18 protein-coding genes are annotated in these 26,479 nt (G+C 47.6%); 8 read left to right on the forward strand and 10 right to left on the reverse strand.

The features are described from left to right. Positions 1-387: 387 nt before the first annotated feature. From QUA04_RS13885 to QUA04_RS13900, 4 genes are all read right to left on the reverse strand, one after another. On the reverse strand, positions 388-2,115 hold the full coding sequence (locus QUA04_RS13885) for a chemotaxis protein CheB (RefSeq protein WP_333257956.1): 1,728 nt from the start codon (positions 2,113-2,115) through the stop codon (positions 388-390). Positions 2,116-2,446: 331 nt separating this feature from the next. Beyond that, positions 2,447-3,667, reverse strand: coding sequence for an ABC transporter permease (locus QUA04_RS13890; protein ID WP_333257957.1), 1,221 nt, complete (start codon positions 3,665-3,667; stop codon positions 2,447-2,449). Positions 3,668-3,798: 131 nt separating this feature from the next. Then, positions 3,799-5,016: an ABC transporter permease gene (locus QUA04_RS13895; protein ID WP_333049862.1), complete on the reverse strand. Its 1,218-nt coding sequence runs from the start codon at positions 5,014-5,016 to the stop codon at positions 3,799-3,801. 296 nt (positions 5,017-5,312) lie between these two features. Then, the gene (locus QUA04_RS13900) at positions 5,313-7,181 is read right to left on the reverse strand and encodes an efflux RND transporter periplasmic adaptor subunit (RefSeq protein ID WP_333257958.1); all 1,869 of its coding nucleotides are present in this window, start codon (positions 7,179-7,181) and stop codon (positions 5,313-5,315) included. A gap of 516 nt (positions 7,182-7,697) precedes the next feature. Here QUA04_RS13900 and QUA04_RS13905 point away from each other — a divergent pair. Then, positions 7,698-8,108 carry a hypothetical protein gene (locus tag QUA04_RS13905; protein WP_333257959.1) on the forward strand — a complete coding sequence of 137 codons (411 nt, stop codon included), beginning with the start codon at positions 7,698-7,700 and terminating at the stop codon, positions 8,106-8,108. An 11-nt stretch (positions 8,109-8,119) separates the two neighbouring features. Here the strand turns inward: QUA04_RS13905 and QUA04_RS13910 are convergent, their stop codons facing one another. The 6 genes from QUA04_RS13910 to QUA04_RS13935 all read right to left on the reverse strand — a co-directional run bounded on the left by QUA04_RS13910 (position 8,120) and on the right by QUA04_RS13935 (position 16,896). Beyond that, positions 8,120-9,130 (reverse strand): ABC transporter permease, encoded by a 1,011-nt coding sequence (locus QUA04_RS13910; protein ID WP_333257960.1) that lies wholly within the window; start codon positions 9,128-9,130, stop codon positions 8,120-8,122. Positions 9,131-9,366: 236 nt separating this feature from the next. Next, positions 9,367-11,025, reverse strand: a complete 1,659-nt coding sequence (locus QUA04_RS13915; RefSeq protein WP_333257961.1) for an ABC transporter substrate-binding protein — start codon at positions 11,023-11,025, stop codon at positions 9,367-9,369. A 610-nt stretch (positions 11,026-11,635) separates the two neighbouring features. Beyond that, the gene (locus tag QUA04_RS13920) at positions 11,636-12,250 is read right to left on the reverse strand and encodes a hypothetical protein (protein WP_333257962.1); all 615 of its coding nucleotides are present in this window, start codon (positions 12,248-12,250) and stop codon (positions 11,636-11,638) included. Between the two features lie 241 nt (positions 12,251-12,491). Then, positions 12,492-13,619 (reverse strand): type II secretion system F family protein, encoded by a 1,128-nt coding sequence (locus QUA04_RS13925; RefSeq protein WP_333100185.1) that lies wholly within the window; start codon positions 13,617-13,619, stop codon positions 12,492-12,494. 94 nt (positions 13,620-13,713) lie between these two features. Then, positions 13,714-14,811 (reverse strand): type IV pilus twitching motility protein PilT, encoded by a 1,098-nt coding sequence (locus tag QUA04_RS13930; RefSeq protein WP_333049855.1) that lies wholly within the window; start codon positions 14,809-14,811, stop codon positions 13,714-13,716. 75 nt (positions 14,812-14,886) lie between these two features. Further along, positions 14,887-16,896: a GspE/PulE family protein gene (locus tag QUA04_RS13935; RefSeq protein WP_333049853.1), complete on the reverse strand. Its 2,010-nt coding sequence runs from the start codon at positions 16,894-16,896 to the stop codon at positions 14,887-14,889. Between the two features lie 1,295 nt (positions 16,897-18,191). On the opposite strand from QUA04_RS13935, the gene grpE reads away from it, so the two are divergent. The 7 genes from grpE to QUA04_RS13970 all read left to right on the forward strand — a co-directional run bounded on the left by grpE (position 18,192) and on the right by QUA04_RS13970 (position 26,269). Then, positions 18,192-18,986, forward strand: a complete 795-nt coding sequence (gene grpE, locus QUA04_RS13940) for a nucleotide exchange factor GrpE (RefSeq protein WP_333257963.1) — start codon at positions 18,192-18,194, stop codon at positions 18,984-18,986. 293 nt (positions 18,987-19,279) lie between these two features. Next, complete coding sequence (dnaK, locus tag QUA04_RS13945; protein ID WP_333257964.1) at positions 19,280-21,409, forward strand: molecular chaperone DnaK; 2,130 nt, start codon at positions 19,280-19,282, stop codon at positions 21,407-21,409. Between the two features lie 132 nt (positions 21,410-21,541). After that, positions 21,542-22,669, forward strand: coding sequence for a molecular chaperone DnaJ (dnaJ, locus tag QUA04_RS13950; protein WP_333069164.1), 1,128 nt, complete (start codon positions 21,542-21,544; stop codon positions 22,667-22,669). A 291-nt stretch (positions 22,670-22,960) separates the two neighbouring features. Continuing rightward, positions 22,961-23,251 (forward strand): sulfurtransferase TusA family protein, encoded by a 291-nt coding sequence (locus QUA04_RS13955; RefSeq protein ID WP_333042225.1) that lies wholly within the window; start codon positions 22,961-22,963, stop codon positions 23,249-23,251. Then, positions 23,248-24,498 (forward strand): ribosome small subunit-dependent GTPase A, encoded by a 1,251-nt coding sequence (gene rsgA, locus QUA04_RS13960; protein ID WP_333257965.1) that lies wholly within the window; start codon positions 23,248-23,250, stop codon positions 24,496-24,498. Before QUA04_RS13955 ends, rsgA begins: the two co-directional genes overlap by 4 nt. 241 nt (positions 24,499-24,739) lie before the next feature. Beyond that, a complete protein-coding gene (locus tag QUA04_RS13965) occupies positions 24,740-25,525 on the forward strand; it encodes a MotA/TolQ/ExbB proton channel family protein (RefSeq protein WP_333257966.1) in 786 nt (261 codons plus the stop codon). Between the two features lie 15 nt (positions 25,526-25,540). After that, complete coding sequence (locus QUA04_RS13970; RefSeq protein ID WP_333257967.1) at positions 25,541-26,269, forward strand: biopolymer transporter ExbD; 729 nt, start codon at positions 25,541-25,543, stop codon at positions 26,267-26,269. The last annotated feature ends 210 nt before the right edge of the window (positions 26,270-26,479 follow it).

The raw sequence follows: 26,479 nt of genomic DNA on the forward strand, positions 1-26,479 counted from the left end.
GACTGAATCTGTCTTGAGTACTCGTTCTGGTCGGATTCCTCCTTCTCTTGTGCCACGCTAACCCCGTGAACTTCTACTATTTTTGGCATAGGTCGAGTGTAACTTTAGCTTGACCTATCTTTTTTTAACACAGGTGGGTCAAATCTTTGCCCTGTCTGGCTTTTGGGCGGGGTTGTCACCCCGCCAGCAATTAGTGACAGATTTCCTTGCTGCAGAGTCTTATCCTCTCCCCGAAGTGACAAGAGAGGGATTAGACTTGCTACTAAATTCACCATAAAATTAGCAAAGTTGCAAGGGTAGTTAAGAAGTTTATTTATGAGAAACTAAAAACCAGAGTGAGGACTGAATGAAGTCCTCACTAAAAAACTATCTGGCACTCCTACTTTCCTACACTAAGAAATTCTGGACAACATAGTTCCCCACATTTCTACCCACACTCAAGCCATTTAAGTTAGCACTCATGAAATGAATGCCTCCGTAAAGGCGACTCATGCCCGATTCATCGGCCGCTTCGCTGAAGTTTTCAAAGGTTCGCAAAGTGTTGATAGTCCTGTCTCCCCGATCTCCAAAGCCGTAATCCGAACCAAATACAGAACTCATAACAGGATCAGCAGCACCGCTAAAGGTACTGTGGCCCGACGTGTACTCAGGGAACGGCGGAGTAGTTAGCAGCGGAGTCCACAGGGGGTCGGCTGTCGTTTCGGGATTGTTGTCTGTGTCAGCTTGGCGGATAGCTGTCACCGGCCGCCAGGAGTTGTACTCATACTTGGCATCCCAGCAGCTAATAGCTGCATCGGCCAGAGCAATATTCAGCAGGGCGAACAAGCGGGCGCTATCTTCCAGGGATTGGCCAGTGAGAGTCGCTGTTTCTTCGGCGATTTGGTTCCAGTGACCCGGAGGCGTAAAAGTACCTGTACCGTTGGCCCAGAATTGGGCGATCGCAGTTTGGTCTGGGGTGCGCGTGAGGCTGTCACTTTTGCCGATTTCTTTGACGTAGTTAACTTCCTCTGCGTACTTGGCGCTGTCAAGGGCGGGCGGGCCCGACGGGCGGAACTGAGAACCGCTAGTCATGGCATAGGGAGTAACTTCTCCCCACTGTGGCGCTAGCCCTGCGGCAAAAGCGGGGGGAGTCGGCACCCAACTACCGGGCTCGGTTTTGGGGGTGTACTGCACTACTTTCGTGATGCCGTCTGTACTCCGCGAACTGATAACTTGGTCGGCAACTTGCTGTCCGAGGGCAATCCCGTCTTGTTTGGCTTTGCCGTCGGTAATTTTAGCTAGAGATGATGCGTATGCTTCGTCAAATGTGACTGCTTGTGCTGGGTAGAGGTTGACTAAGACGCGGTGGGCGGCTGCGGCGGTGGCTGCTTCTGCTGATGTACCTGCGGGTGGGTCTATTTCCACGAGGTAAGGGGTGTATTTTTTGCTGATGGAGTTAACAGCATCGTAAATGGCTGCGTGAACCATTGCCATGTTGCGGGAGGCGAGGGGAGGCGGGGTGTTGGCTGTCCGCACTGCATTCAGCATGACTCCGTTCCACTTGATGACAGGGTTTCCCGATAGCTGATTTGTGAATTGGTCGCGGTTGATTGTGCTGCTGTTGACTCCCGGCAATACTGCTAAATATTCGCCCGTGAGTTTGTCTTGAATTACGGTGCTGTTGTTGTTGACTCCGGTGCCTTGTTGGATATTTAAATCTTCAAAGGTGAGGCCGTCTAGCAATCGAATTTTGTCATTGCCGTTGCCGAAGTCGGCGATGTAGTCGGCTGTGGCTACAGTTTGGCCGCCACTGTCTTTAGCAATGGCAAATATATCATCCCCTGTGCCGCCGCTCATGGTATCGCTACCTGCGCCACCGTAAAGGGCGTCGTTGCCGGAATCGCCCGCAATTAAGTCGCTGCCTTTGCCACCCCAGAGGATGTCGTCGTCTGCACCCCCCACAATCGTATCGTTGCCTTGGTCGCCGCAGATTTTGTCTTTGCCGGCACCGCCTTCGAGAAAGTCGTCTCCGCTGTTAGCGTAAATTATATCGTTGCCATCTAATCCATTAAACGTGTCTGGTTGGGTAGTTCCTTGGAGAAAGTCAAATTTAGGAGTAGGGGTGAGGGAGGCCATTTTTATCTATTGGGTAGTTTGAGGAAATTACAAAGATTCATACCAGGTGTAAATGCTTATGCCTGTTGGCTGCAGATTTAATCTTAGCCTTTCCTCTTTATACGTAAATACCCTGAAATTAACTTTATTGAATCTTTAAAATTTAACTCCTTTTATAAAGTTTCAGACTTTATTGGTCCTTGAAAATACATTATCTTTGTCCAACATTTAAAATTCCACTGTTTTTTTTTAAATTTAAACATATTTGTGATGGTTGTTAGAATTAAGCTATAATAGCAAGTATGTAATTATACAATTATATACTTAAGTATAGTGTAAGTGTGATTATTTATTAAGCACTTCTCAAAGCTGCGATCGGGTCAAGTTTGGCGGCTTGGCGGGCGGGGACAACGCCGAAAAAGAGGCCAACTGCACCGGATACACTGACAGCAAGGGCGATCGCCACGGGCGAAATACCAGCTTGCAAGGGCGTGAAATTACCTACAAGCAAGATACCGCCGATACCTACGCAAGTACCCACTATCCCTCCGGCGGCTGATAAAATTACAGCTTCGACAATAAATTGAAACAAGATATCTTGTTGGGATGCGCCGATCGCCTTTCTGAGTCCAATTTCCTGAGTACGTTCGCTGACTGAAACCAGCATAATGTTCATAATCCCAATGCCGCCTACTAATAGGGAAATGCTGGCAACAGCAGTTAACATAAGTGTCAGAGCCCCCGAAATTGCACCCATTGTTGCCATTAAATCTTTCTGATTTCTCACCGTAAAATCATCTTCGGTAGTAACTTTGTGCCGCAGTCTCAGCAGGTTTTCAACCTGAAATTGAGCCGCGTCCATTTTCGATTCATCTTTAATCGAAATAAATATCGAGGTGACAGCTAAACCGTAGGGAGATTTCCGCCCGACAATGCGATTGGCCATTGTGGCGATCGGCACCACAGCCGAGTTATCGTAATTCGTACCAAAAGATGTCCCTTTTGGCGCCAATACTCCAATTACTTTCATACTGACATTTTTGACTCGCACTTGTTCGCCGAGGGGGTTAGCATTGCCCAAAAGTTTCTCGGCCAATTCTGAACCGAGAACAACAACTTGATTGTTTTGCCTGACATCGAGATCCGTCAAAAATCGCCCTTTAGCCATTTCAAAGTTTCTGACTGTGAGAAATTCTGGAATTGTGCCGAAAATTAGAGATGAGACATTTTTGTTGCTGTAGCGAACTATTTCGGAACTGTTGAGTTCTGCGGAAACGCCTTGAACCGACGGGACTTGAGTTGCGATCGCCTTAGCATCTTCTACTATCAGTGTTTGAGGCGCATTTGAGATAGCACTTCGCCTAGCATTGGGTACTCCGGGTCTAACTATCAATACATTTGTACCGAGGGCTTGAACTTGTCCTCCTACAAATTTTTGAGCTCCTTCTCCAATTCCAATCATGGCAATTACTGAGGCGTTGCCGACAATCATGCCAATCATCGTTAAACTGCTGCGAGTTTTGTTGGCTAGTAGCGTTTGACAGGCCATTTTGACGCTTTCAATAAAATTCATAGTTTGTTATTGGTTATTGGTTATTGGTTAGGAGTTATTTTGATAACAATCAACACTCAACCGTGAACAGTCAACAGTCAACCGTCAACAGTGAACAGTGAACAGTCAACCGTCAACAGTCAACACACTAATTAAGCACTTCTCAATGCTACAATCGGGTCTAATTTAGCAGCTTGTTTTGCAGGTACGATGCCGAAAAATAAACCTATGCTGCCGGAAACACCGACTGCAAGTGCGATCGCCACTGGGGAAACACTAGCTTGCAGGGGAGTAAACGCAGACACTAAAAAAACGCCGCCGATACCAAATCCAGTGCCGATCGCGCCACCTGCTGCTGACAAAATCACAGCCTCGATCATAAACTGAATCAAAATATCCTGCGGAGAAGCTCCGATCGCCTTTCTCAGCCCAATTTCCTTCGTGCGTTCGGTAACAGAAACCAGCATGATATTCATAATCCCGATGCCACCCACAAACAGCGAAATTGCCGCCACGAAAGCCAACATCAACGTCAAAGCACCGGTTATGCTGCCCAAAGTCTTCATTAAATCTTTCTGATTTCGGACAGTAAAATCATCCTCTTTCGTAATATTGTGGCGCAGTCGCAGCAAATTCTCTATCTGAAATTGCGCCGCTCTCATCAAAGTCTCGTCTTTAATGGAAACCGAAATAAATGTTACCTTTGTACCGTAGGGAGAGGAGCGACCGACAATCCGGTTTACCATTGTTGTCAACGGCAAATAAACGTTCATATCTTGATTGTCGCCAAAACTAGAACCCTTTCCCTGCATGACTCCTATTACTTGAAAAGTAGAGTTTTTGATGCGAATATATTGACCGATCGGCTGTGTATTGCCAAACAATTGTTCTGCTGCTTCTGATCCTAAAGCAACCACATTTTCTTGTCTTGCTAAATCCAGTTTATTTAAAAATCGACCTTGAGCAACATCAAAGCTTCTTACCGACAGAAATTCGGGAGTAGTTCCAACAATGGAAGACGAAACATTTTTATTGCGGTAAGTAACGAGTTGACTGTCGTTGAGAGTTGGTGCAACTTCTTTGACAGAAGCAACTTGAGATGCGATCGCATCGGCATCTTCCAACACCAATGTCTGAGGTGGAATCACCGGGCGACTTTGCGCTTCAGGACTTCCGGGAATCACAAATAGCAAATTTGAACCCAGAGAGTTAACTTGTCCCGCAATAAATGTTTGAGCTCCTTCGCCGATACCGATCATAGAAATTACGGAAGCATTACCGATGATAATTCCTAACATCGTCAAGGTGCTGCGTAATTTGTTTGCCATCAAGGTTGTGACAGCCATTTTGACGCTTTCAACAATATCCATAAGTCGATTTTGGATTTTATATTTTAGATTAGGGAATTGGGATTATTGGTGTCAACTTAATATTTAAACCCATAATAAATCTCGCTTGTATTCGAGTCTCGATCCCCCTAAATCCCCCTTAATAAGGGGGACTTTGAATAGTCTTGTCCCCCCTTGTTAAGAGGAACCTTGACTGCTCTTGTCCCCCCCTTATTAAGAGGGACTTTGACTGCTCTTGTCCCCCCTTATTAAGGGGGGTTAGGGGGGATCTCCGGGTTTGAAAACACCAGAGATCGAGATAAATAATCCCCTATGCCCTATTTCTGATTCTTGATAATATCCTCTAATTTTTTACCTTGAGGAAGTTCGGTAAAAACGCGATCGCCCGCTTTGGCACCCTCCAAAATCTGAATCTTGTTGCCAATAGTCGATCCAACCGTAACAGGCTTAAACTTCGGCTGTTGTTTTTCATCGGGAACCAGCACACCCGTTTGACCTTTATTAGTCACAATTGCCACCGTCGGCACAACCAAAGCATTGCTGAGCTTTTGACCAACAAATCTCAAATCTACGTTCATTCCCGATTGCAATAAATCCTTGCCCGTATCAATGGCAACTCGCACTTGAAATAGCGTCACATCCCGTTCCTTAACAGCTTCCGGCGCAATTAATTTAACGCGACCTTTAAAGATTTTATCTGGATAAGCATCAGCCACTATTTCAACTTCTTGCCCCGGTTTAATTTGACTGATATCTGCCTCGGGGACTTTCGCTAAAACTTCCACATCTCTTGCGAGAGCGACAATCGATGTCGAAGTTGCCGAAGTTGCTTCCGAGGCAGAAGTTGCCGGAGTTACAAAAGCTCCTTGGATGGCGTATCTTTGGGTAATAATTCCAGCAAAAGGAGCGCGAACTTTCGTATCTTCTAACTGCACTTCTTGAAAGCGTACTTGAGCTTGAGCTTCCTCTAATTCAGCTTGAGCTTGAGCTATTTCTTCCGGGCGAGAACCGTTTTCTTGTGCCGCCAATTGGCTTTTTGCTTCAGCAACTGCTGCTTCGGCTTTGGCGATTTCTTCTGGACGGTTGCCGTTTTCTAGCTGCCCTAATTTGCTTTTAGCTTCGGCAACTTCTGCCTCACCTTTGGCAATTTCTTCCGATCGCGTGCCGTTTTGCAATTGCTTCAATGCTTGCTGCTCTACTTCCACAGCAGCTTGCAGTTGCTGAATTTGCGACAGCCGATTTTCTTGTAGTTGTTGCAGGCGTCTTTGAGATTCTGTTAATTTAGCTTGGGCTGTACGATTTTCTTTAATTAATTCATCGAGTTTATCTTTAGCAAGAGCACCTTCTTCCACTAACGGTCGGTTGCGTTCCACCCGTTGAGCTGTTAGTTCAGCTTGAGCTTTACTCGATTCAATTTGCGTTTGTGCTTGGGCAATTTCTTGTTTGACACTGCCGGTTTGAGCGTCTGCTAAACGAGCTTGAGCTTGGGCTAAACGAGCTCGCCCTTGGCTGACTTCTTCCACGCGGCTGCCGGCTCGCAGTTGCTGCAAGCCAGCTTGAGTTTGCTGCAAGCGGGCTCTGGCTCCTGCAACTTCTTCTACGCGACTGCCGGCTTGGACTTGCGCCAGACTGGCCTCGGCTTGCTCTAAGCGCGCTCGGGCGCTGGCGATGTCTTCCGATCGATTTCCTGCTTCGATTTTGGCGAGTTTTGCTCGCACGCTGGCTTCGCGGGCCTTGGCTTGAGCTAGTTGAGCTTCTACGTCGCGACTTTCCATGCGGGCAACAATCTGTCCTGCTTCCACTTTATCGCCCTGTTCGACAAACAATTCTGCGATCCTGCCGGAACCCTTAGGGCTGAGATTCACGCGCTGTACCGGCTGCACCGTCCCGCTAGATGTGATCCGCACCGTGAGGTTTTGCGCTTCTACGGGGACAGTCATAGTGGCGATCGCATCTACTTTCGGCTGCGATCGACTTTTTGCTACATATATAGTGGTCGGTACAGCTAGCAACCCGGCTGCAACCAACCCAATCGCCCACCGCTGCGGTTTGCGCGCGGGTTTCTTCGGAGACTGCTTTTGGGCGGTTTTTTTATCTGCTATTTTGGTGTCTGCGGCCTTGGTGTCTACAGTCTGAGTATCTTCCACCTTGACCTGAGCAGTTTCCTTTTTGGGGCTAACGATCATACCGACTCACCTAATTTAATCTCAGGATTACCTTTAAAGGTAGAATTTTTTCTGATGCTTGGCATCGTCTTTCAGACTCATCCGATCGGGTGAATTTTAAAAAGTTCCCCAACCAGCACCTGTAAACAATTATAGCTAATCTTTGCAAATTATTAAATAATGTTAAGTTTTTTCATCCCAAAGAGGTGGGTCTAAACTGAATCGCTGCCGGCTGCTGGCAAATAAAAATATATTTTAGCAGATAATATTGTTTTTGGGATCTAGGAGTGCGCTTCTCACCAGCAACAAAGGTGGATTTGACATTGATCGACCGTCACTAGGTTATTGCGGACTCGTGGTAGCGATCGCAGCGGGATCTGCCAGTGCGAATCTCGTAACGACTAAAGTATGGACACACTTATTCTCATAAACCCGGTTTCACGGGTAGCGGTGCGTAAGTCCTGAATACATATCCGCCCGGTGTCCACAACAGGTTAAAATATTTTTCAAATTCGTTAAAAATGGAAAATATCAACAATGAATCGTCCTCAAAGCGTTACAGTTCTGGCAATCTTGCAGCTAATTAGCGGCATCTTCAGTTTGCTAGACGGCTTATTCATCTTACTTTTTGCAGGCATTTTTGGCGGTCTCGGTGCGGCTGTCGGCGGGGCGAAAGTTGGCACTGTAATCGGCAGCTTCATTGCAATTTTTGCGGCGCTCAGTTTTATTTTAGGTCTCCTCTCCTTACTCTTAGCTTGGGGTTTGTTTCAACTAAAAAATTGGGCTTGGACGGGAACGTTAATTGTCCATATCATCGCCATCCTCGCGCAAATTGTCAAAATGTTTGGCAGCGGGGGTACAGCAGTCAATTTTTTAACTCTGGGTTTTGCAGGGGCTAGCATTTACTACCTGCTGCGACCGGATGTTAAACAAGCATTTCGTGTCTGATTTCCTTTTCATTAACGGTACTGAATTCTCGGATCTAAAAAAGCATAGGAAATATCAACCGCCAGATTAATCAGTACAAAACTGACAGACACAAAAATTACTCCGCCTTGGACAATTGGGTAATCCCGCGTCAGAATACCGCTATAAATCCAAGAACCAATTCCCGGCCAGGAGAAAATCGTTTCAGTCAAAATAGCCCCGCTTAAAAGAGTGCCAAACTGCAAACCGATAGTTGTGACGATCGGCAAAAACGCATTTTTCAAAGCGTGTTTCAAAATCACCCAATATTCCGGCAATCCCTTAGCCCTCGCCGTGCGGATGTAATCTTGAGAAAGCACTTCCAGCATCGCAGAACGAGTGATGCGAGCTATAATCGCCAGAGGAATAGTTCCTAAAGTCAAAGCTGGAAGGATTAAATGGGCGATCGCATCCCGCAAAGCCGCCAAATCCCACCTCAGCAACGCATCCAAAACATAAACACCCGTAATCGACTTAAAACCAAACCCCAAATCTACACTAATCCGTCCGCTAGGAGGCAGCCATTTCAGATAAACAGCAAACAAATAAATCAACATCAATCCCAACCAATACACGGGCAAAGATACGCCAATTAACGAACCGCTCATCGCTAGATTGTCCAGCCAGCTATTTTTCCGAACAGCAGCCAAAATCCCCGCCGGAATTCCAATAAAAAGTGCCACCAACATCGCCACCACAGACAATTCCAAAGTAGCAGGCCAGCGACTTCTAATTTCATCAATTATCGGAATACCGCTAATAATACTATTTCCCAAATCCAAGCGCAGCAAATTCCATAAAAAAGCCAAATATTGCACAGGTAAAGGCTGATTTAAACCTAATCTCGCTCTCAACATTTCCACCTGTTCGGGAGTTCCCCGTTCTCCCAACAGCACTGTAGCTGGGTCTCCCGGTATCAAATGCAAAAATATAAATACAAGCAGAGTGATTCCGAAAAGGACTGGCAATAGTCCCAGCAAACGTTTGGCAATATATTGAAACATGGCTTTATTTTAGTTTGTAGAGTGCGTCAGCTTGAAGAATTGTTAAATTTTCATAAGTTTTAATGTGCTGACGAACCCTACCATTGTGATTAAAACCCGATCAAACTATTTCTCATGGCGAGAGTGTTAGCTTTCGCGAACCGAATAAAAGCAATCGCAAAGCCTTAAGCAAAATCCGATCGCAATAAGAATAAGTATAATGTAAAGTGCTTAGGGGCGAACATTCTCCTCGATTTTCAAGACTTACTAACTTCCTCAAAAGACTCCGACCCCAAAGGGCTCGGAATCCAACCTTGAATATTCTTGCGTTTCCCTAAAAGCGGCTGCGAATGTACGATCGGCAAACGCACAGCTTCCTCGTGTAAAATCTCGCTAACTTCCGCATAAATTTTCGCCCTAGCTGCTTTATCCCCACTCGCCCTCCCCCGATCCAAAAGTTCCTGAACTTTCGGATTTTTCCAATTTCCCAAATCCGCCGTCGAACCAGGCCCGAAGTGAGGATAATAAAAATTGTCCGGGTCGCCATAATCTCCAGTCCAGCCCATCATAAAAGCTTGGAATCCGGGAGGTTTTAGCCGATCGGCTAAATAAGCAGACCAATCCTTTGTCAGCAATTTGACCCGAATCCCGATCGCGCTCAAATCCGCCGCAAAAGCCTCAGCGATCGGCTTCGGTGTAGGGAAATAGGGACGGCTGACGGGCATATACCACAAATCCAAATCAAAACCGTTCGGATAACCGGCTTTCGCAAGCATTGCTTTAGCTTGCTGTGGGTTAAATTCATAATCTTTAACTTGCTCAGACGCCGCCCAATTCAGCGAAGGCGGGATAAATTGCGAGTCGTATTTTCCCAGTTCTCCCCAGAAAGCTTTGACTATTGCTGGCTTGTTAATTGTTTGGGCGATCGCCCGCCTGACTTCCGGTTTTGATAAAGGTTCGTAACTCGGATTTAACCCTAAATAACCGACATTAAAAGAAGGTCGCACAACAGCTTCTAAATTAGGATCTCCCTGAACTTCTTTCAGTTGATCCGGCGTTAAATCCACCGTCAAATCAAGTTGACCCGCTCTCAATTGAGCCAGCCTTGCCGCCGGATCATCAACAAAACGAATTACCAATTGATTGACTTTTGGCGTGCCAGTTTTCCAATAACTCGGATTTTTCTCCAAAACAATGCGATCGCCCGATCGCCATTCCTGAAACACAAAAGGCCCCGTACCCACCGCCAGCGACCCCGGAGTGCCGTATTTAGCACCCGCTTTTTTCACCGCCGCCGGACTCGCCATCCCGAAATAACCAGACCCAATCGCCGAAGGAAAAGCAGCAAAAGGTTGATTTAAAACAAACTTAATTGTAGACTTATCGACAACTGCCACATCTTTTACCAGGGAATTTTTATCTCCCTTAAACCCGCCAAAAAAATCTTTCCAAATCGGATAATTCTTGCCCGCTTCTCGAAAACCGTTAGGATTTTTGGCATCCCACCAGCGCTCCACATTAAACTTAACAGCTTCCGCGTCAAAATCCGTGCCGTCGTGAAACTTTACTCCGGAACGCAACTTAAAAGTCCAAGTTTTACCATCTTTAGAACTTGACCATTGAGTAGCGAGACTCGGCTCAAGTTCCACAGTTCCCGGTTTGAAATCAGTCAAGCGATTGTAAATTTGGTCGATCGCAATCACCGAATTGCCATCAGTAATATTTCCCGGTTCCAGATTGACCGGCGGCCCGCCCGCACCGTAAACTAAAGCCCCAGCCGGAACCGCAGCAGGAGTTAGCGGAGTTGGAGAATTATTGCTAACCGTGTTTGAGGGCGTGCCGCAATTTGATAAAATTACACCCATCCCAAAAACTAGACCTAATAAAACTAAACGCCAGGATTTTAACAATCTCATTTCCATAACTCCTGTTTAATAAAAAATTGTACTCATATAAATTTATAATTTGCTCATTCTCCCCCCTCTCCCGCCTCTGCGTTCTCTGCGGTTCATTTAGTAAATTCTATATTAAAATACAATAAAATGAACACACCCAATAAAATGTGCTGATGATATCATAATCAATGGCAAAATCTCAACTTACAACTTTACATTAGGCTACGCAACCAGCATGAAAGCCAACGTTTGCTGCCCAGCTATAGGCGTCATTCCATTGTAAATTGTAGATTTTAAATTTACTCCACAGATGAATGTGAGAGTTGAACTTTCGTCTAAAATTTTATCTCTCCACCCCGTCGGGGGATGGGATGGGTTTTGGAGCGAGTCACAAGCAAAGCGATCGATTAATTCGACTGTTTGAAATACGATCTACGTGTGGAGCGTAAACATTCCTTTTCCCACCCAAAATATCTTTGAACCTCTGCATATAACAACCAGATTCGGCATTGGCAAACATCAATATTTTTCTCTCTTCTCTTTCTCTGCGCCCTCTGCGCCCTCTGCGGTTCGTTGAAAAAAATCTACTTTACTTCAAGCAATAGGATGGCTATATGCGATCGCACCCACCCTACAAATCAAAACTCTCTTCACCAATACTTCCCAGTTCCCCACTACCCAGAAACTCTTCCTCCTCTACTTCCTCAATCTCAGAGTCGAAACTTTCCACCACAAACGGCAAACCAGCCGCCATCAAACCCCGTTGAATCAGTTCCGGCGTTTCCTCAAACAAAACAAATAGCGGATGAACAGCCTCAGCTTCATCGCTGTAAATATGTCTGTAGCGGTACGGCATCACCCATTCGTAACCTTTATCCAGCCAAACCTGAGACTGTCGCCAGCGGCCAAGCAACTCAGAAAACTCTTCGCCCGGACGATGAATGAAAATCAAAATTTCCACTCCAATCTTAACTTTCCATTCAGGATCGCACATCAAAATCGCCAAATCGCAGGGCAAACAAACTGCCTGTCCGGGCGATATGCTAGTGCCGCCTCTTCCCGCATACGAAACCCCGTCCCGTAAGCGCGCAATTGGCAAAGGAATGGTAATTAAACTATCATGGGCGCGGCGGATACTCGGAATCATTTCCATGTAAACTCGATATTTTTTCAGCAGGGCGATCGCGGCGGAAGATTCGCTGTACTCTGCTAGTAAAGCCTCGTAATGTGATTGTTTAACAGACATTTTCAAACAAAAGAATAAGTAATTACTAATTGCTGCTAATTCCTGAGCGATCGCTTCTCGTTACCAGGAAGACCCTGGTAATTAAGATTTGGAGGCTGTGCCTCCAAATTATTTTCTCCTTTAAATCGAGGCTGTGCCTCCTCCAAAGGTATTCCCAGGCTGTGCCTGGGAACGATTGGAATAGTCATTCGTTATGCGTTAATTGTTAGTAACTAATAACTAATAACTAATTCGCCCTTTTTTACAGCTTCTGAAACACTGCGAACATGGGCAGATACATCGACAGCAAAATCGAACCTACTATACCACCGACGACAACAATCATCAGAGGTTCTAGCATACTGGTAAGTCCTTTTACTGCTTCTTCCACTTCCGTTTCGTAGAAAGCGCCAACTTTCATCAGCATCTTGTCAAGTTCCCCAGTTTCCTCGCCAATTGCCATCATTTGAATAGCCAAAGACGGGAAAACTTGCTGTTCTTGCAAAGCAATACTAATCATGCCGCCGCTTTGAATTTCCTGCCGGGCATATTCGATCGCATTAGATATCGCCTGATTCCCCGCCACATCTCGCACAATTTCCAAAGAATTGAGAATCGGCACGCCCGATCGCGTCAGCGACCCAAATATGACGCAAAACCGAGCCACAGCAGATTTTTCGATCAAATCTCCGAAAATCGGCAACTTCATGGCAATCCTATCAATTTGTAGGTGACCCATTGGAGTTTTATAGTACATATCAAATGCAATTTTGAGCGCTATAATCACCCCAATAACTGTCACCTGTTGGATAGGAGGCCAAGCGGTACAAAATGCACTAATTCCCAACATGATCAGCGTAAAAGTTGGCAAATCTGCACCAATATCCTTAAAGATTTTAGCGAAAGTTGGCAGCAAGAATATGGTCATTGCGAAAAAAATCACGATCGCAATAAAGAACACAGTCTTCGGATAAGACATCGCAGAATTAATTTCCGCCTCCGTCTTGTGATTTTTTTCCATCATCACGGCCAGACGGTCTAGGGTTTCATCGAGCACCCCCCCGACTTCTCCAGCCGCCACCATACTGATAAACAGTTGGTCAAAAACATCAGGAAACTTAGCCATCGCCTCTGCCAAGTTTATCCCCTCCTGCACGTCAGCATTCATGCTTCTGAGCGCTCGCTTCAGCTTAGCATTAGAACACTGCTCGTGCAGCACGGAAAGGCATCTCACGATCGCCACCCCTGCATTAAACATAGCCGCAAACTGACGAGCAAAAATAGCCATATCCTTAACAGTAAGACTGGTAAGGTTATACTCAATTTGCTCCTGAATCTTACTGAAATCAAAGCCACCTTTCGGTTTTTCACGGATAACGTTGGTAGCCACAGCTCACCTCTGAAAATTTATTAAAAGTTATGACTCATCAGTCATCAGTCCTCAGTTCTTTCTACGGACTCCTGACTAATGACTGCTGACTGAATTAATGAGCTTTTACCGGGGCGCCACCAACAGGTGCCGGACCGATCAAGCGTTCGAGTTCGTCAGCCTTAGAAGCCTTGCTCATTGCCGCTTCCCAAGTGACTTTACCGCTCTTGTAAAGTTCAGCGAGAGCCATTTCCATCGTCCTCATGCCCAATTTCGCCCCCATCTGGATTTGGGAGTAAATCATTGGAGTTTTGCCCTCCCGGATCAAGTTAGCCATAGCTGGAGTATTCACCATGATTTCCATAGCGCAGCAGCGGCCGCCCCCAATTTTCACTACCAAATTTTGGCTGCAAATTCCCACCAAAGAGTTAGACACCTGGGCGCGAACCTGGGGTTGTTGAATTGGCGGGAACACGTCCAAAATCCGATCGATCGTTGCACCCGCAGAATTAGTGTGCAACGTTCCCATCACCATGTGACCCGTTTCTGCAGCCGAAATTGCCAGACCGATCGTTTCCAAGTCCCGCATTTCCCCCACCAGAATCACATCAGGATCTTCGCGCAAAGCTGCTCTGAGCGCATTAGCAAAGCTCTTAGTATCTTCGCCCTTTTGGCGCTGGTGGAACAAACTCTTGATATTAGGAAACACGTATTCGATCGGGTCTTCAACTGTTAGAATATGTTCCGCCCGCGTCCGGTTGACCAGATCCAACAAAGCCGCCATCGTAGTAGTTTTCCCGGAACCCGTTTGTCCCGTCACCAACAGCATACCCCTGGGTCTTTCCGTCAGATCCCGCAAAATCTGCGGCACGCCTAAAGCATCTGCGTTAGGAATCTTAGAAGCCAGAGCCCGCATACAAGCAGCCCAAGCACCCCGCTCCCGGTAAACATTGACGCGAAACCGAGCCAATCCCCGAACGCCGTAAGCGCAGTCGAGTTCCCACTCCATTTCCAACTGCTTGCGCTGCATATTGTTGAGCATTTGGAAAATTAGGATCTGCACTTCCTCAGCAGACAGAATGTCGCCGTATTGCGTCTGAGGAGTTAGTTTACCGCTGACTCGGAAGAATATAGGCGCGCCCGCTTGGATGTGTATGTCCGAACCCCCTTGCTCTACCAGGGACTCCAGTACGTCTTCAATCATTAGACCCATAGATACCTCTCCTCGATCAAATTGATAGTTATTGACCAATCTAGCTCAGTTAACAGTCAACAGTTAACTGCTGAATCAATCCAAAAAGCGTGGTGTCAAGCAGTACGGACAATCCAGCATCTCCGGCTTCAATTCCGCCTGACAAGTTTTGCAGGTAAGCCCCTGCTTGCGTTTGGCTTTCATTTCAGCCTCCAGGCCAGAGTCAGTAAACGTCACCCGCTCGACTTCTTCAAAAGTAGTCGCGCCTTCCCGCACCAACTGCAAGCTGTAAGCCAACAAGGTTTTCATCCCTTCTTCTACTGCTGCTTCCTTAATTTGCTCTGTGGGAGCTCCTTGAGTGATCAGAGTTTGAAGCCGCTCAGTATTTTTCAGGAACTCGTAAACCCCTACCCGTCCTTTGTAGCCTAGGCCGCCGCACTTCCGACAAAGTTGCTCGCGTTCTGCCAGTTCCTTCCTTTCCTCCACCGGTATAGTGTTGGCTTTGTAAATAGTCAGATCAATTTCTTGAGAAGCCGACAGACCGTACTTGCCGAGTTCTGCTGCAGTAGGCTGGTAAGGAATGCAGCATTTGTCGCAAACGCGCCGCATCAGACGCTGAGCCAACACGCCCAACAGAGCGGCAGAAACCATGAACGGTTCTACGCCCATTTCTGCCAAACGCGCGACTGCCCCGGCTGCGTCGTTCGTGTGCAGCGTCGTCAGCACCAAGTGTCCCGTCAAAGCAGCTTCCAGAGCCGTTTTTGCCGTTTCCTTGTCCCGCGTTTCCCCCACCAGCATCACGTCAGGGTCTTGCCGCAAAAATGCCCGCAGAATGTTGGAAAAAGTCAAGTCTTTTTCCCGAATTACTTGACATTGGGTAATTCCTGGCAAAGCATATTCGATCGGGTCTTCCGCCGTACTGATATTAACCCCCGGATCGTTCCGTTCCGCCAGAATCGAGTACAGAGTAGTTGACTTGCCCGAACCCGTCGGCCCCGTCACCAAAATCAGTCCGAACGGACGGCTAGCACTCTCTCGCACTAAAGCCAGAGTTTCTTCGTCGGAGATTAACAAACCCAAACCCAACTGAGTGCTGGAACTGTCCAAAATCCGCAGCACGATTTTTTCGCCGTACCGGGAAGGCAAGCTGTTCACCCGGAAATCCACCGTGCGTCCCTCAAATACCCGGCGGATGCGGCCGTCTTGAGCTTGTCGGCGTTCGGCAATATCCAGGTTGGCAATAATCTTGAAACGAGCCGTAATCGATGCGACTACCTGCTTGGGAAACCGGAAATACTCTTGCAGCACCCCGTCTTTCCGCATCCGTATCCGCATGAATTCTTCTTGAGGTTCTACGTGGATGTCAGACACCTTTTCCGACAAAGCTTTAGCCAAAATGATATTGACGGCCTTAATTACGGGAGCAGCCTCTGCATCGTCCAAGGTGTTAGCGAGGTCTTCTTGGTCGCTACTCTCCTCTTCTAGCGAGAGCTCGCCAAAATCTCCCTCCCCTAAATCCATCTTTCTCTGCTTTTCGATTTCAGCTTTTTTAGCTTCCCTCTTAACTTGGTCGTCTTGATAGGCAGAAGTTATGTCCTGATAGTCGTCTGGCGTAATCACCCGTCGCTGCAAAGCCAAGCCGTGAGGCTGTAAAATCCGCCGCAAATCTTCTATCGCGTTGAGGTTGTCGGGATCTACCATTGCCACTAAAACCGCCGCAGGCTCAGTTTCAGTCTTTGCTACGGGTAAAAACCGACCTTGGTGACAAATGTCGATCGAAATCTTCAACGCCTCGAGCATAACTCCGAGTTGCTCGTTAGACATTTCGCTCATCTCCGGGTCAAATGCTTCAACGCCGTAGACTATCTTCCGTTCAAACATCTGCTGCTTCTTGTAAAGTCGCAGCAATTCTGGGGGTAATGGCTGCCCGGTAAGTGCTTCTAATACCTCCGTCAAACGCTTGCCGGACTTCTGGCTTTCAATTTGAGCTTGCTTCACTTGCTCGCCGTTGACGTAACCCGACAGAATCATCTTGGTGAGAGCCGGAGTAAATTGGCTCACAGAAACTATGGATGTGTTGGAGCGAAGCGGGGATGTGCTAGTCATAAAAAACACTCAATAGGTGGGAAACTCAGTCACAAAGAGTGCTGAGAGGAAAACCAAGGCGGGGTTTTAACCCTCGTATTCTTTGCTTATGGATCAGCTATCATTTTCTTGCTCAATCCCTATCTCTCAAGTGTAAGCTCGAAGTCCCCTCTAAGCTTCGTCCACAAATTGACGAGATGTTGGAGGGATTTGCCGGTGCTTGCAATCAAATCTTGTTCGTTGAGTGCTAAGTTGCTTACTTACCTGATTAACTTGGGGGATACTCTCGTTATAGCGTCAGGACACATCACTTGGGGATTCCCCGTACCGGGAGAGAAAAGCGGGGTGGGGTGTGTGCCCTTCCCAGGCTAATTCTATTTTCCCAAACTGTTTGCTCAAATTACACCGCCCGTGGTGGCGCGCTTAGCTGTACTAAATTAAAGATGACCTATGTTCTGTGATGATAGCTTTTCCGAAAGCTTGGATCGCCATTTTGAAATATATTTTGATTAATTATCTGCGATCGGTCACTTCCCGATCGTCGGCTGCATCAGTTCCCAGGGCAAGTTTTGAGCAACTCTAGTTTTGGAGCAGTAAATATTACTTTGATTCTAGTTTGGTCTCTGAACCTTTGTGACGTAAGCTTAACGGTTCATAAATGTTGGAAAGCAGCCAATTAGATATCAGTCTAATCTACAGATAATTACCTCTGCCAGACAGCTAATGTCTATCATTTGGCTGACCAAAAATCGAGATTTCAAGCGACTTCGGCGTTATTGAATCAGAAAAACCACAGCCCCAATTCGCATCAAAATTAACAACTTAGTATCTGAGTTACACAAGCACACACCTAACTACTTACTTACTCACTCCATACAAATTCCTTTTTCTCCAGACTTGGGAAACTCAGAAAATGGTAAAAAGTGCCAGCGTCAGATTGCAACTAAAACAGCCTGACCGATGATAATTTTAAGCCCCTATCGTTTTAATCAAACCTAGAAACATCCAGCCTTTTAAGTGGGAAATTTGGTAGTAGACTTAACAGCAAAATATACTTATAAAAATTGTTGTAAATGCGATCGCGTTAATTAAAAATCAGGAACCAACAAACGTTGGGTGGCCCCTATTGCTGCCATATTATACGTAAATATCTAAACGAGCCTTTGAATATTTTAGGGAAAGCTTTGAGCAATGTCTCCAGAGCTGGCGAGTTTTCCTCTTTTCACATTGTGCCATACACAGTCAATTCGAGTCCTATAGATTTACCGAGTTAACTGTATCTGCTAGAATTAATAGGGTTCTGTCGCGCAGCTTTTATGATTGACGAGGAAAAACAGCAAGATCAAGATCCTAACTCAACTGGGGAAACCACCCCAGAGGGTGCGCCAATGGCAAGCGAAAATCCGGCGGCATCAGGAAACTCGAACGAATCGGCGGATTGGGAGCTCGAACTTGCTCGAGCTTATCAAAGTGCTCAGGGCGATCGCACCCCAGCAAACGCATCGGGGCCTACCGTCACCGGCAGTTCAACCAACAGTCCGACTGCAGACGCGGCGGAGCCTTGGAAGAAGGAACTGGCCCAGGCAAACGATGAAAAAGAGGCTTTAAAAACTCAGTTGCAAGCGGCATCCGCTCAACTAGAAGAACTGAAAAATCAAAATCTCCGCCTAGCAGCAGATTTTGAAAACTTCCGCAGGCGCACCCAAAAGGAAAAAGAAGAGTTAGATTTACAGGCAAGGTGTGTCACGATCAAACCCCTGTTGCCGGTAATCGACAATTTCGAGCGCGCTCGATCGCACATCAAGCCGCAAACCGATGGCGAAATGAACATTCACAAAAGCTACCAAAGCGTTTACAAGCAAATGGTAGACGGCCTCAAGCAAATCGGGGTTTCTCCGATGCGCCCCGAAGGTGAACAGTTTGACCCCAACCTCCACGAAGCTCTGCTGAGCGAGCCAACTGACGAACACGAGGAAGGAACAATTATCCAAGAACTAGAACGCGGCTACATTCTGGGCGATCGCGTCTTGCGGCACGCCAAAGTGAAAGTTGCAGCGGCTGGGCTATCTGTGGTAGCCTCAGATGAAAATCCCGATAGTTCGGAAGGTTAATCGGGATACAAGCTACTGCATTCCTCAAAGTCACTGACCCCCGAATAGAATTCGGGGGTTCCAAGGTGGCAGACTCACCAACTTCTTAATTAAAGATGACTAAAAGCAGGTCAGCGCTTTATCCAAAAATTCTGAAAAATGTTTTTACCAGTCTTTGATATTGCCTTAGGACATTAAGTTTATTTCCTACAAATCTAGTCTGGTAATGCTTGTTTAAACAAGCTGAGTCGTTTTTCCTCCCCCAACTTGTAGTTGGAGGTTTCCAAACATCCCACAAAGTTTTATGAGGCGCTATGGGAAAAATTATTGGAATTGACTTAGGCACAACTAACAGTTGCGTAGCTGTGTTAGAGGGCGGTAAACCCGTCGTGATCGCCAATTCCGAGGGCGGCCGCACAACTCCGAGTATAGTAGGATTCGGCAAGGCGGGCGATCGCTTAGTAGGTCAATTGGCCAAGCGGCAAGCTGTAACTAATGCTGTAAATACTGTCTACAGTATCAAACGATTTATCGGACGGCGGTGGGACGACACGGAAGAAGAACGAGCCCGAACTCCCTATACCTGCATAAAAGGCAAAGACGATACCGTTAACGTCCAAATTCGGAACAAGGTTCACACTCCCCAAGAAATCTCGGCAATGGTACTCCAAAAGCTCAAGCAAGATGCTGAAGCTTATTTGGGACAAACTGTTACACAAGCCGTGATTACAGTGCCAGCCTACTTCACAGACGCCCAACGGCAAGCTACTAAAGACGCCGGTACGATCGCGGGCCTAGAAGTCCTGCGGATCGTCAACGAACCGACAGCGGCAGCGCTTTCCTACGGGCTGGACAAGCAAAATATAGAACAGAAAATCTTGGTCTTTGACCTGGGCGGCGGTACTTTCGACGTTTCGATCCTGCAACTGGGAGACGGAATTTTTGAAGTCAACGCTACCTCTGGTAACAACCATCTCGGAGGAGATGACTTTGACGACTGCATAGTCCAGTGGCTGGTAGAAGCTTTCCGCACTCAAGAAGGCAGTGACCTTTCACAAGACAAAATGGCCTTGCAGCGCCTCCGAGAAGCTGCGGAAAAAGCAAAAATCGAACTCTCCAACCGCGAATCCACCTCAATCAATTTGCCGTTCATCTCCTCTGACGAGAAAGGGCCGAAGCATTTGGAAATGGAACTCTCCAAAGCTCAGTTTGAAAAACTGGTGGCTCATTTGGTGCAAGCGACGATCGATCCGGTGACTCAAGCCCTCAAAGACGCAAGTTTGACCCCCAAAGACATAGACAGAATTATTTTAGTGGGAGGCTCAACCCGGATTCCGGCAGTTCAAAAGGCAATTAGCAAGTATTTTGGGGGCGTTTCTCCCGATAAATCAGTCAATCCCGACGAAGCTGTAGCGGTAGGGGCGGCAATTCAAGCCGGGGTGTTGGGTGGTGAAGTCAAAGACTTGCTGCTGCTTGATGTGACGCCGCTCTCCCTGGGGCTCGAAACCTTGGGCGGGGTGTTCACCAAAGTAATCGAGCGCAATACCACTATTCCCACCAGCCGATCGCAAATGTACAGCACGGCGGCAGACGGGCAAACCTCGGTAGAAATTCACGTGCTCCAAGGCGAGCGGGCATTGGTTAAAGACAATAAAAGTCTCGGCAAGTTCCTGCTCAAAGGCATTCCCCCAGCTCCCCGCGGCGTACCTCAAATCGAAGTTACCTTTGAAATCGATGCCAACGGGATTCTCAAAGTGGCTGCTGAAGACAAGGGAACCGGAAAAGAACAAAGCATCCAAATTTCCAATACAGGGGGATTGAGCGAAACCGAAGTCGAGCGGATGCGACAAGAAGCCGAACTTTACGCCGACGAGGACATCAAGCGCGCTCTACTCGTCGAACTCAAAAATCAAGCTGACTCGCTCGTCTATAATTGTGGTGTAACTTTAAAAACCAACGCGCAACTGCTGAGCGACGACCTTAAGGCCGAAGCGGAAACAGCCGCAGCAGCCTTGCGGGCAGCGATGACTAACCCCGACATCACAATCGAGGAACTCACGCCCGTAATCGAATCTTTCAAGCAACTGCTATACTCGCTGGGGACAGCAGTCTACGACCAAGCCCGCAGCGGGGCAGCCCCGTCAGGATCTGTTGTTGAAAGCGAGATGATGTCAGAAGTAGAATCATCAGAACCAGAAGAGGTTAAAGCGGACGACGACAGCATTTTGCTGAAAGAAGAGTTGCTGGTGGCGCCGGAACCAAAGCCGGAACCAAAGCCGGAACCAAAGCCGGAACCAAAGCTGGAATCAAAGCCGGAATCAAAGCCGGAGCGACAGTCAAAACGACAGTCAAATCCACAGCCAAGTCCACAGCCAAGTCCACAGTCAAAACAAAAACAGAAGGTTCCCGAACCAGAAGTTGATGATATGAATCCTTTCCTTTAAAACTGAAAAGCTAAAAATTAAAAGTTAAAAATTAACAATGAGAATTTTTGATTTTTAATCTGTAATTTCAGGAAAGGTCGCCCGTTTCTTTTTCGTACACTTTTTGTTATTTACCTCCAGGCAAGCAGCTCTATGGCCGGTGATTACTATGAAATATTAGGCGTTTCTCGCAGCGCAGACAAAGAAGAAATTAAGCGTGCTTACCGCCGCCTAGCTCGCAAGTACCATCCAGATGTCAACAAAGAATCCGGTGCTGAGGAGCGGTTTAAAGAAATTAACCGCGCCTACGAGGTACTCTCAGAACCAGAAACCCGCGCCCGTTTCGACCGTTTCGGCGAAGCCGGGGTCAGCGGTGCAGGCGCGCCTGGGTTCCAAGACTTTGGTGACAGCTTTGCCGATATTTTTGAAAGCTTCTTTCAGGGCTTTCAGGGAGGTGTCGGCCAACAACAGCAAGGTCGCAGGCGCAGCGGGCCGGTGCGCGGAGACGATTTGCGCCTCGATTTGCGGCTGGATTTTCGGGAAGCAGTGTTTGGTGGGGAAAAAGAACTCCGCATCAAGCATCTAGAAACCTGCGAAACTTGCACCGGGACTGGCGCGAAACCGGGAACCCGACCCCAAACTTGCTCGACTTGTACCGGCAGTGGTCAAGTCCGACGCGCTACTCGCACTCCTTTCGGCAGCTTTACTCAAGTTTCAGTTTGCCCTACTTGCAACGGCACCGGGCAAGTGATTGAGGATAAGTGCGAAACTTGCGGCGGCCGAGGCCAGAAAGAAGTGATGAAAAAGCTGAAAATCACAATTCCGGCTGGGGTTGACAACGGTACTCGCTTGCGCGTTTCCAATGAAGGGGATGCCGGCAAACTGGGTGGGCCGCCCGGGGATCTTTACGTGTTCTTGGCCGTAAATGAAGACCCCCTATTTAAGCGCGAGGGCACTAACGTTAGCTCGGAAGTTAAAATTAGTTATTTGCAAGCAATTTTAGGGTGCCGGTTGGAAGTGGAAACCGTAGACGGGCCGACGGAATTGTTGATTCCTAGCGGAACTCAGGCTAATACTGTTCTGACTTTGGAGAAAAAAGGGGTGCCTCGGTTAGGAAATCCGGTCAGTCGCGGCGATCATTTGATTACGGTGTCTATTGACATTCCGACTAAGGTGACGGCTGAAGAACGGGAATTGCTGATGCAGCTTGCTAAGCTGAAGGGCGATCGTACCGGTAAAGGCGGCTTGGAAGGATTTCTGGGTAATTTGTTTCAGAAATAAGCAATTTTTGACACCCATGGGTGTCAAATTTTCCTGTTTTAGGATTCCCAGGCAATTTGTTTCAGTATCGGTCAAAAATTTGTGTGCAATTGCTCACAAAAATCTCAGGTGGGACGCTTCCTGGGCATTGCGTTTCAGCAGCGCTCAAAAAAGTGAGCGCAATTGCGCTCACTTTTTTCAGAAAGAATAATAGTCTGTGTCCAATTGGACACAAAATTTTAGATTCTCCAGTTTCCAGGCAACTTGTTTAAAAAACTAAGGCTTTCAGGATTTGAGATTGCAAAAAGCATTATGAATTCAACATCGAAAATTGAAAATCCCAAATCCCCAGATGCCAAAATCGATCTGCGGGGTACTCCGTGTCCTCTGAATTTTGTCCGCACTAAACTGCGCTTGGAGCAAATGGCACCGGGTGCTGTTTTGGAGGTGTGGCTGGATGCTGGGGAGCCGATCGAACAAGTGCCCGATAGTCTCAAAATGGAAGGCTACCAGATTCTGGAAACGCAATTTGTCGCGGATGAGCCGGAGTCGGGCTTTTTTTCAATGAAAGTGCAGCGCCCAGAAGACAAGGAAGCAGGATGAGCCTGAATTCACCCTCGATTGTCGGTACTGTAATTGCTGTTCAGGCTAACTTCTACCAAGTGAGGTTAGATCCCGAAGTCTCCATTGACGGGAAAAATGCTCCCCTCGCTGATTCTCCGACTCTCCTGTGCACTCGTCGCACTCGACTGAAAAAAATTGGCCAACAGGTGATGGTGGGCGATCACGTGGTGGTAGATGAACCGGACTGGACTGACCGCCGGGGTGTAATTTCTGAAGTGTTCCCGCGCCAAACAGAACTCAACCGCCCACCTGTAGCTAATGCCGATCGCATTCTCCTTGTTTTTGCCCTTGCTGAACCCGACTTAGATCCCGCATCATTAACTCGGTTTTTAGTCAAGGCCGAATCTACAGGTTTAGAGGTGAGTTTGTGCCTGAACAAATGCGATTTGGTCACGCCCCAAGAGTTGGAACAGTGGCGCGATCGGCTTTCAGGCTGGGGCTACGAACCAATGTTTATTAGCGTCCGCAGCGGCGCAGGAGTCCAGGAAGCCACGGAAGAAGCTCAAAAAGAAGTTTTGGCTCAAAAACCAGCTTCCCATGACTTAACGGAGAAAAGAGAGGGATCTAGGGTGACTTTTGAGGAGAATCCCCTGCTTGCAAATTCGGTCGATCCGTTACATCCGTTAAAGCCCGTACATGGCCCGTTGCCGAACTTCCTTCTGGGGCACTTGCAAGGGAAAATAACGGTAATTTGTGGCCCTTCTGGGGTTGGCAAGTCCAGCTTGATCAACCAACTGATCCCGGCGCTGAATCTGCGAGTGAACGCTGTTTCCGGCAAACTCGGCCGCGGGCGCCACACGACTCGCCATGTAGAATTATTTGAACTTCCCGGCGGCGGACTTTTGGCCGATACTCCGGGCTTTAATCAGCCGGCTCTCGAATGCGATCCGTCCGAGTTAGCTCAATATTTCCCAGAAGCACGCCAGAGGCTGGCTGTGGGTAGCTGCCAATTTAGTGATTGTTCGCACCGAGACGAGCCTAACTGTGTCGTGCGCGGCGGTTGGGAGCGGTATGAATATTACTTGCAGTTTCTCGAAGAGGCGATCGTCCGCCAGCAACAAGAGCAAAACTCTAGTAGCGCCGAATCGAGTTTGAAGCAGCAAACCAAGTCGGATGGTACCCAGCATTACGAACCGAAGCTGCAAACTAAAAAATATCGCCGCTCTTCGCGCCGCCTTCAACACCAGTCACTGCAAGATATGTGTCAAGACTTAGAGGAATTGTGAGGAAGTCGCCGCCCATCACCCATAGGCACTAAAAAACAGTACCAAGGCTTACCCAGGAACCGGGTTTCCTCGACGAAAATACTTCGTTGCACCCGGATGCCCCCTTCGCAAAACCGGCTTTCTTTAGTCGCGAGTGCGTAAGTCCTGAGTACATTAATAGCTAAAATTAAATGGCCTTAGATTTGTTAAAAAAAGTAGAACAGAAGCAAAAGTTAGTGGGTACTGCAGGAGCAAAAATATTGTGAATATTCAAGAACTGTTTCAGAAAGGCGGCCCCGCCATGTGGCCCCTGTTGGTGTTATCGATTTTATCTTTGAGTACCATTATCGAGCGCTTGTGGTTTTGGGCAAGCCTCCTGAGCAAAGAAAAGCAGATAGTTAACCGTATTCTGGAAGCGGCTCGCAGCGATTGGGGGGCGGCTAACGAGATTGCCAGACAAGCTAACCGACAGCCGATCGGGCGATTTCTATCTGCACCGCTGCGCCTGTACAATCCTGAACCAGACTTATTTCGACTCGCACTGGAAGCGGCAGCCGATGAAGAGTTGGCTTCGATGCGTCGCGGTGACAAAATCTTAGAAGCTACGATCGCTCTAGCCCCTTTGCTGGGCTTGCTGGGAACAGTTCTGGGCTTGATTAACTCGCTCAGTTCTATCCGTCTGGGCGACATCGGCACGTCGGCAACAACTGGGGTAACTTTGGGGATTAGCGAGGCGCTGACCACGACTGCTACTGGGATGATAGTAGCAATTTTTACCTTGGCGTTTTATCGGATATTTCAAGCTTTTTTGTTCAACCAGGCAAAAATATTTCGCAAAGCTGGAAATGAACTGGAATTGCTTTACAGGCAATACTGGCCGACGGTTAATGCTAAGGGTCGAGCACCTGGTGCAGAGTACAGCAATTCTTCTTTTGGTGCCGATGGTTTGAACAGGCGTTCTCTCAATTCTCAAGAATCGGGAGAGCGGAATCGGGAGCCGAAATTGAAAGGTTCCGATCCGGCTGAAGATGCACCTTCTAATAATTAGAACCAAGGAGAACGGATGAAGATTCACTTAGATACTCCTGCTGAAGAGGCTCGGATAGAACTGGTGCCTTTAATTGACGTGATATTTTGCATTCTGACGTTTTTTCTGCTGGCGGCTTTGCAACTGACTCGCCAGCAAGCAATTAATGTCGATTTGCCTAAAGCGAAGACGGGACAAACGCAGATGCGAGAGATGCTGATTGTCAGCATTGACGATTTCGGGCAAACTTATATCGACCAATTGCCTGTTAATTATCAACAACTCGATCGAGTTTTAAAGAGTTTCCAAAGCAGAAATCCTGCGGGGTTGATGGTACTGTACGCTCCTCAGAATGCTAGATATGCCAAAGTTGTCGAGGTTTTAGACAAATTGAGAGAGGTAGGGGGCGATCGAGTTGCCCTGGCAACTCTTCCTAGTTCGGCTCCTTCCTCGCTGCCAAATTCCTCGCTTCCCAATTCTGGCATTCCTGCGACACCTGCGATCGGCAATTCCGGTCAACCCCTGCCGTCTCGTGTGGCTCCCGGGCAGCAGCAGCTCAATCCAAATCAGTTTCAATCTCCTCTCCCGGCTCCTGGGCAGCAGCAGTTCAATCCGAATCAGTTTCAATCCCCTATCCCGGCTCCTGGGCAGCCTAGCAACTCCGGGGCAAATCAGGGTATTCCTCCTGTTTCGCCTGCACCCGCTGCTCCCAATATCAGACCCGGAATCGCCACTCCACCGCAGGATGGCGGCTCCTCGAATTAGTTAAAAGCAAGAAGGGAGAAGGGAGAACACAGAAAAAGAAATTGTCCCCATCTCCCCATCTCCCCATCTCCCCATCTCCCCATCTCCCCCTCTGCCCATCTTCCAATCTCCTCGTCTCCTGCTCTTCTGATCTCCCCTTCTCCCCCTCGCGGAGAGAATCTCCGCCGGATTTGGTATAAAGGGCTTCAATTCTTTTGGTTCGTACTGAGC

The sequence above is a fragment of the Microcoleus sp. S13_C5 genome (genome assembly GCF_036700845.1).
GTDB lineage: Bacteria > Cyanobacteriota > Cyanobacteriia > Cyanobacteriales > Microcoleaceae > Microcoleus.

Coding starts and splice junctions, on each gene's coding strand:
- QUA04_RS13885 (WP_333257956.1), bottom strand. CDS start 2,115: ATGGCCTCCCTCACCCCTACTCCTAAATTTGACTTTCTCCAAGGAACT.
- QUA04_RS13890 (WP_333257957.1), bottom strand. CDS start 3,667: ATGAATTTTATTGAAAGCGTCAAAATGGCCTGTCAAACGCTACTAGCC.
- QUA04_RS13895 (WP_333049862.1), bottom strand. CDS start 5,016: ATGGATATTGTTGAAAGCGTCAAAATGGCTGTCACAACCTTGATGGCA.
- QUA04_RS13900 (WP_333257958.1), bottom strand. CDS start 7,181: ATGATCGTTAGCCCCAAAAAGGAAACTGCTCAGGTCAAGGTGGAAGAT.
- QUA04_RS13905 (WP_333257959.1), top strand. CDS start 7,698: ATGAATCGTCCTCAAAGCGTTACAGTTCTGGCAATCTTGCAGCTAATT.
- QUA04_RS13910 (WP_333257960.1), bottom strand. CDS start 9,130: ATGTTTCAATATATTGCCAAACGTTTGCTGGGACTATTGCCAGTCCTT.
- QUA04_RS13915 (WP_333257961.1), bottom strand. CDS start 11,025: ATGAGATTGTTAAAATCCTGGCGTTTAGTTTTATTAGGTCTAGTTTTT.
- QUA04_RS13920 (WP_333257962.1), bottom strand. CDS start 12,250: ATGTCTGTTAAACAATCACATTACGAGGCTTTACTAGCAGAGTACAGC.
- QUA04_RS13930 (WP_333049855.1), bottom strand. CDS start 14,811: ATGGGTCTAATGATTGAAGACGTACTGGAGTCCCTGGTAGAGCAAGGG.
- QUA04_RS13935 (WP_333049853.1), bottom strand. CDS start 16,896: ATGACTAGCACATCCCCGCTTCGCTCCAACACATCCATAGTTTCTGTG.
- grpE (WP_333257963.1), top strand. CDS start 18,192: ATGATTGACGAGGAAAAACAGCAAGATCAAGATCCTAACTCAACTGGG.
- dnaK (WP_333257964.1), top strand. CDS start 19,280: ATGGGAAAAATTATTGGAATTGACTTAGGCACAACTAACAGTTGCGTA.
- dnaJ (WP_333069164.1), top strand. CDS start 21,542: ATGGCCGGTGATTACTATGAAATATTAGGCGTTTCTCGCAGCGCAGAC.
- QUA04_RS13955 (WP_333042225.1), top strand. CDS start 22,961: ATGAATTCAACATCGAAAATTGAAAATCCCAAATCCCCAGATGCCAAA.
- rsgA (WP_333257965.1), top strand. CDS start 23,248: ATGAGCCTGAATTCACCCTCGATTGTCGGTACTGTAATTGCTGTTCAG.
- QUA04_RS13970 (WP_333257967.1), top strand. CDS start 25,541: ATGAAGATTCACTTAGATACTCCTGCTGAAGAGGCTCGGATAGAACTG.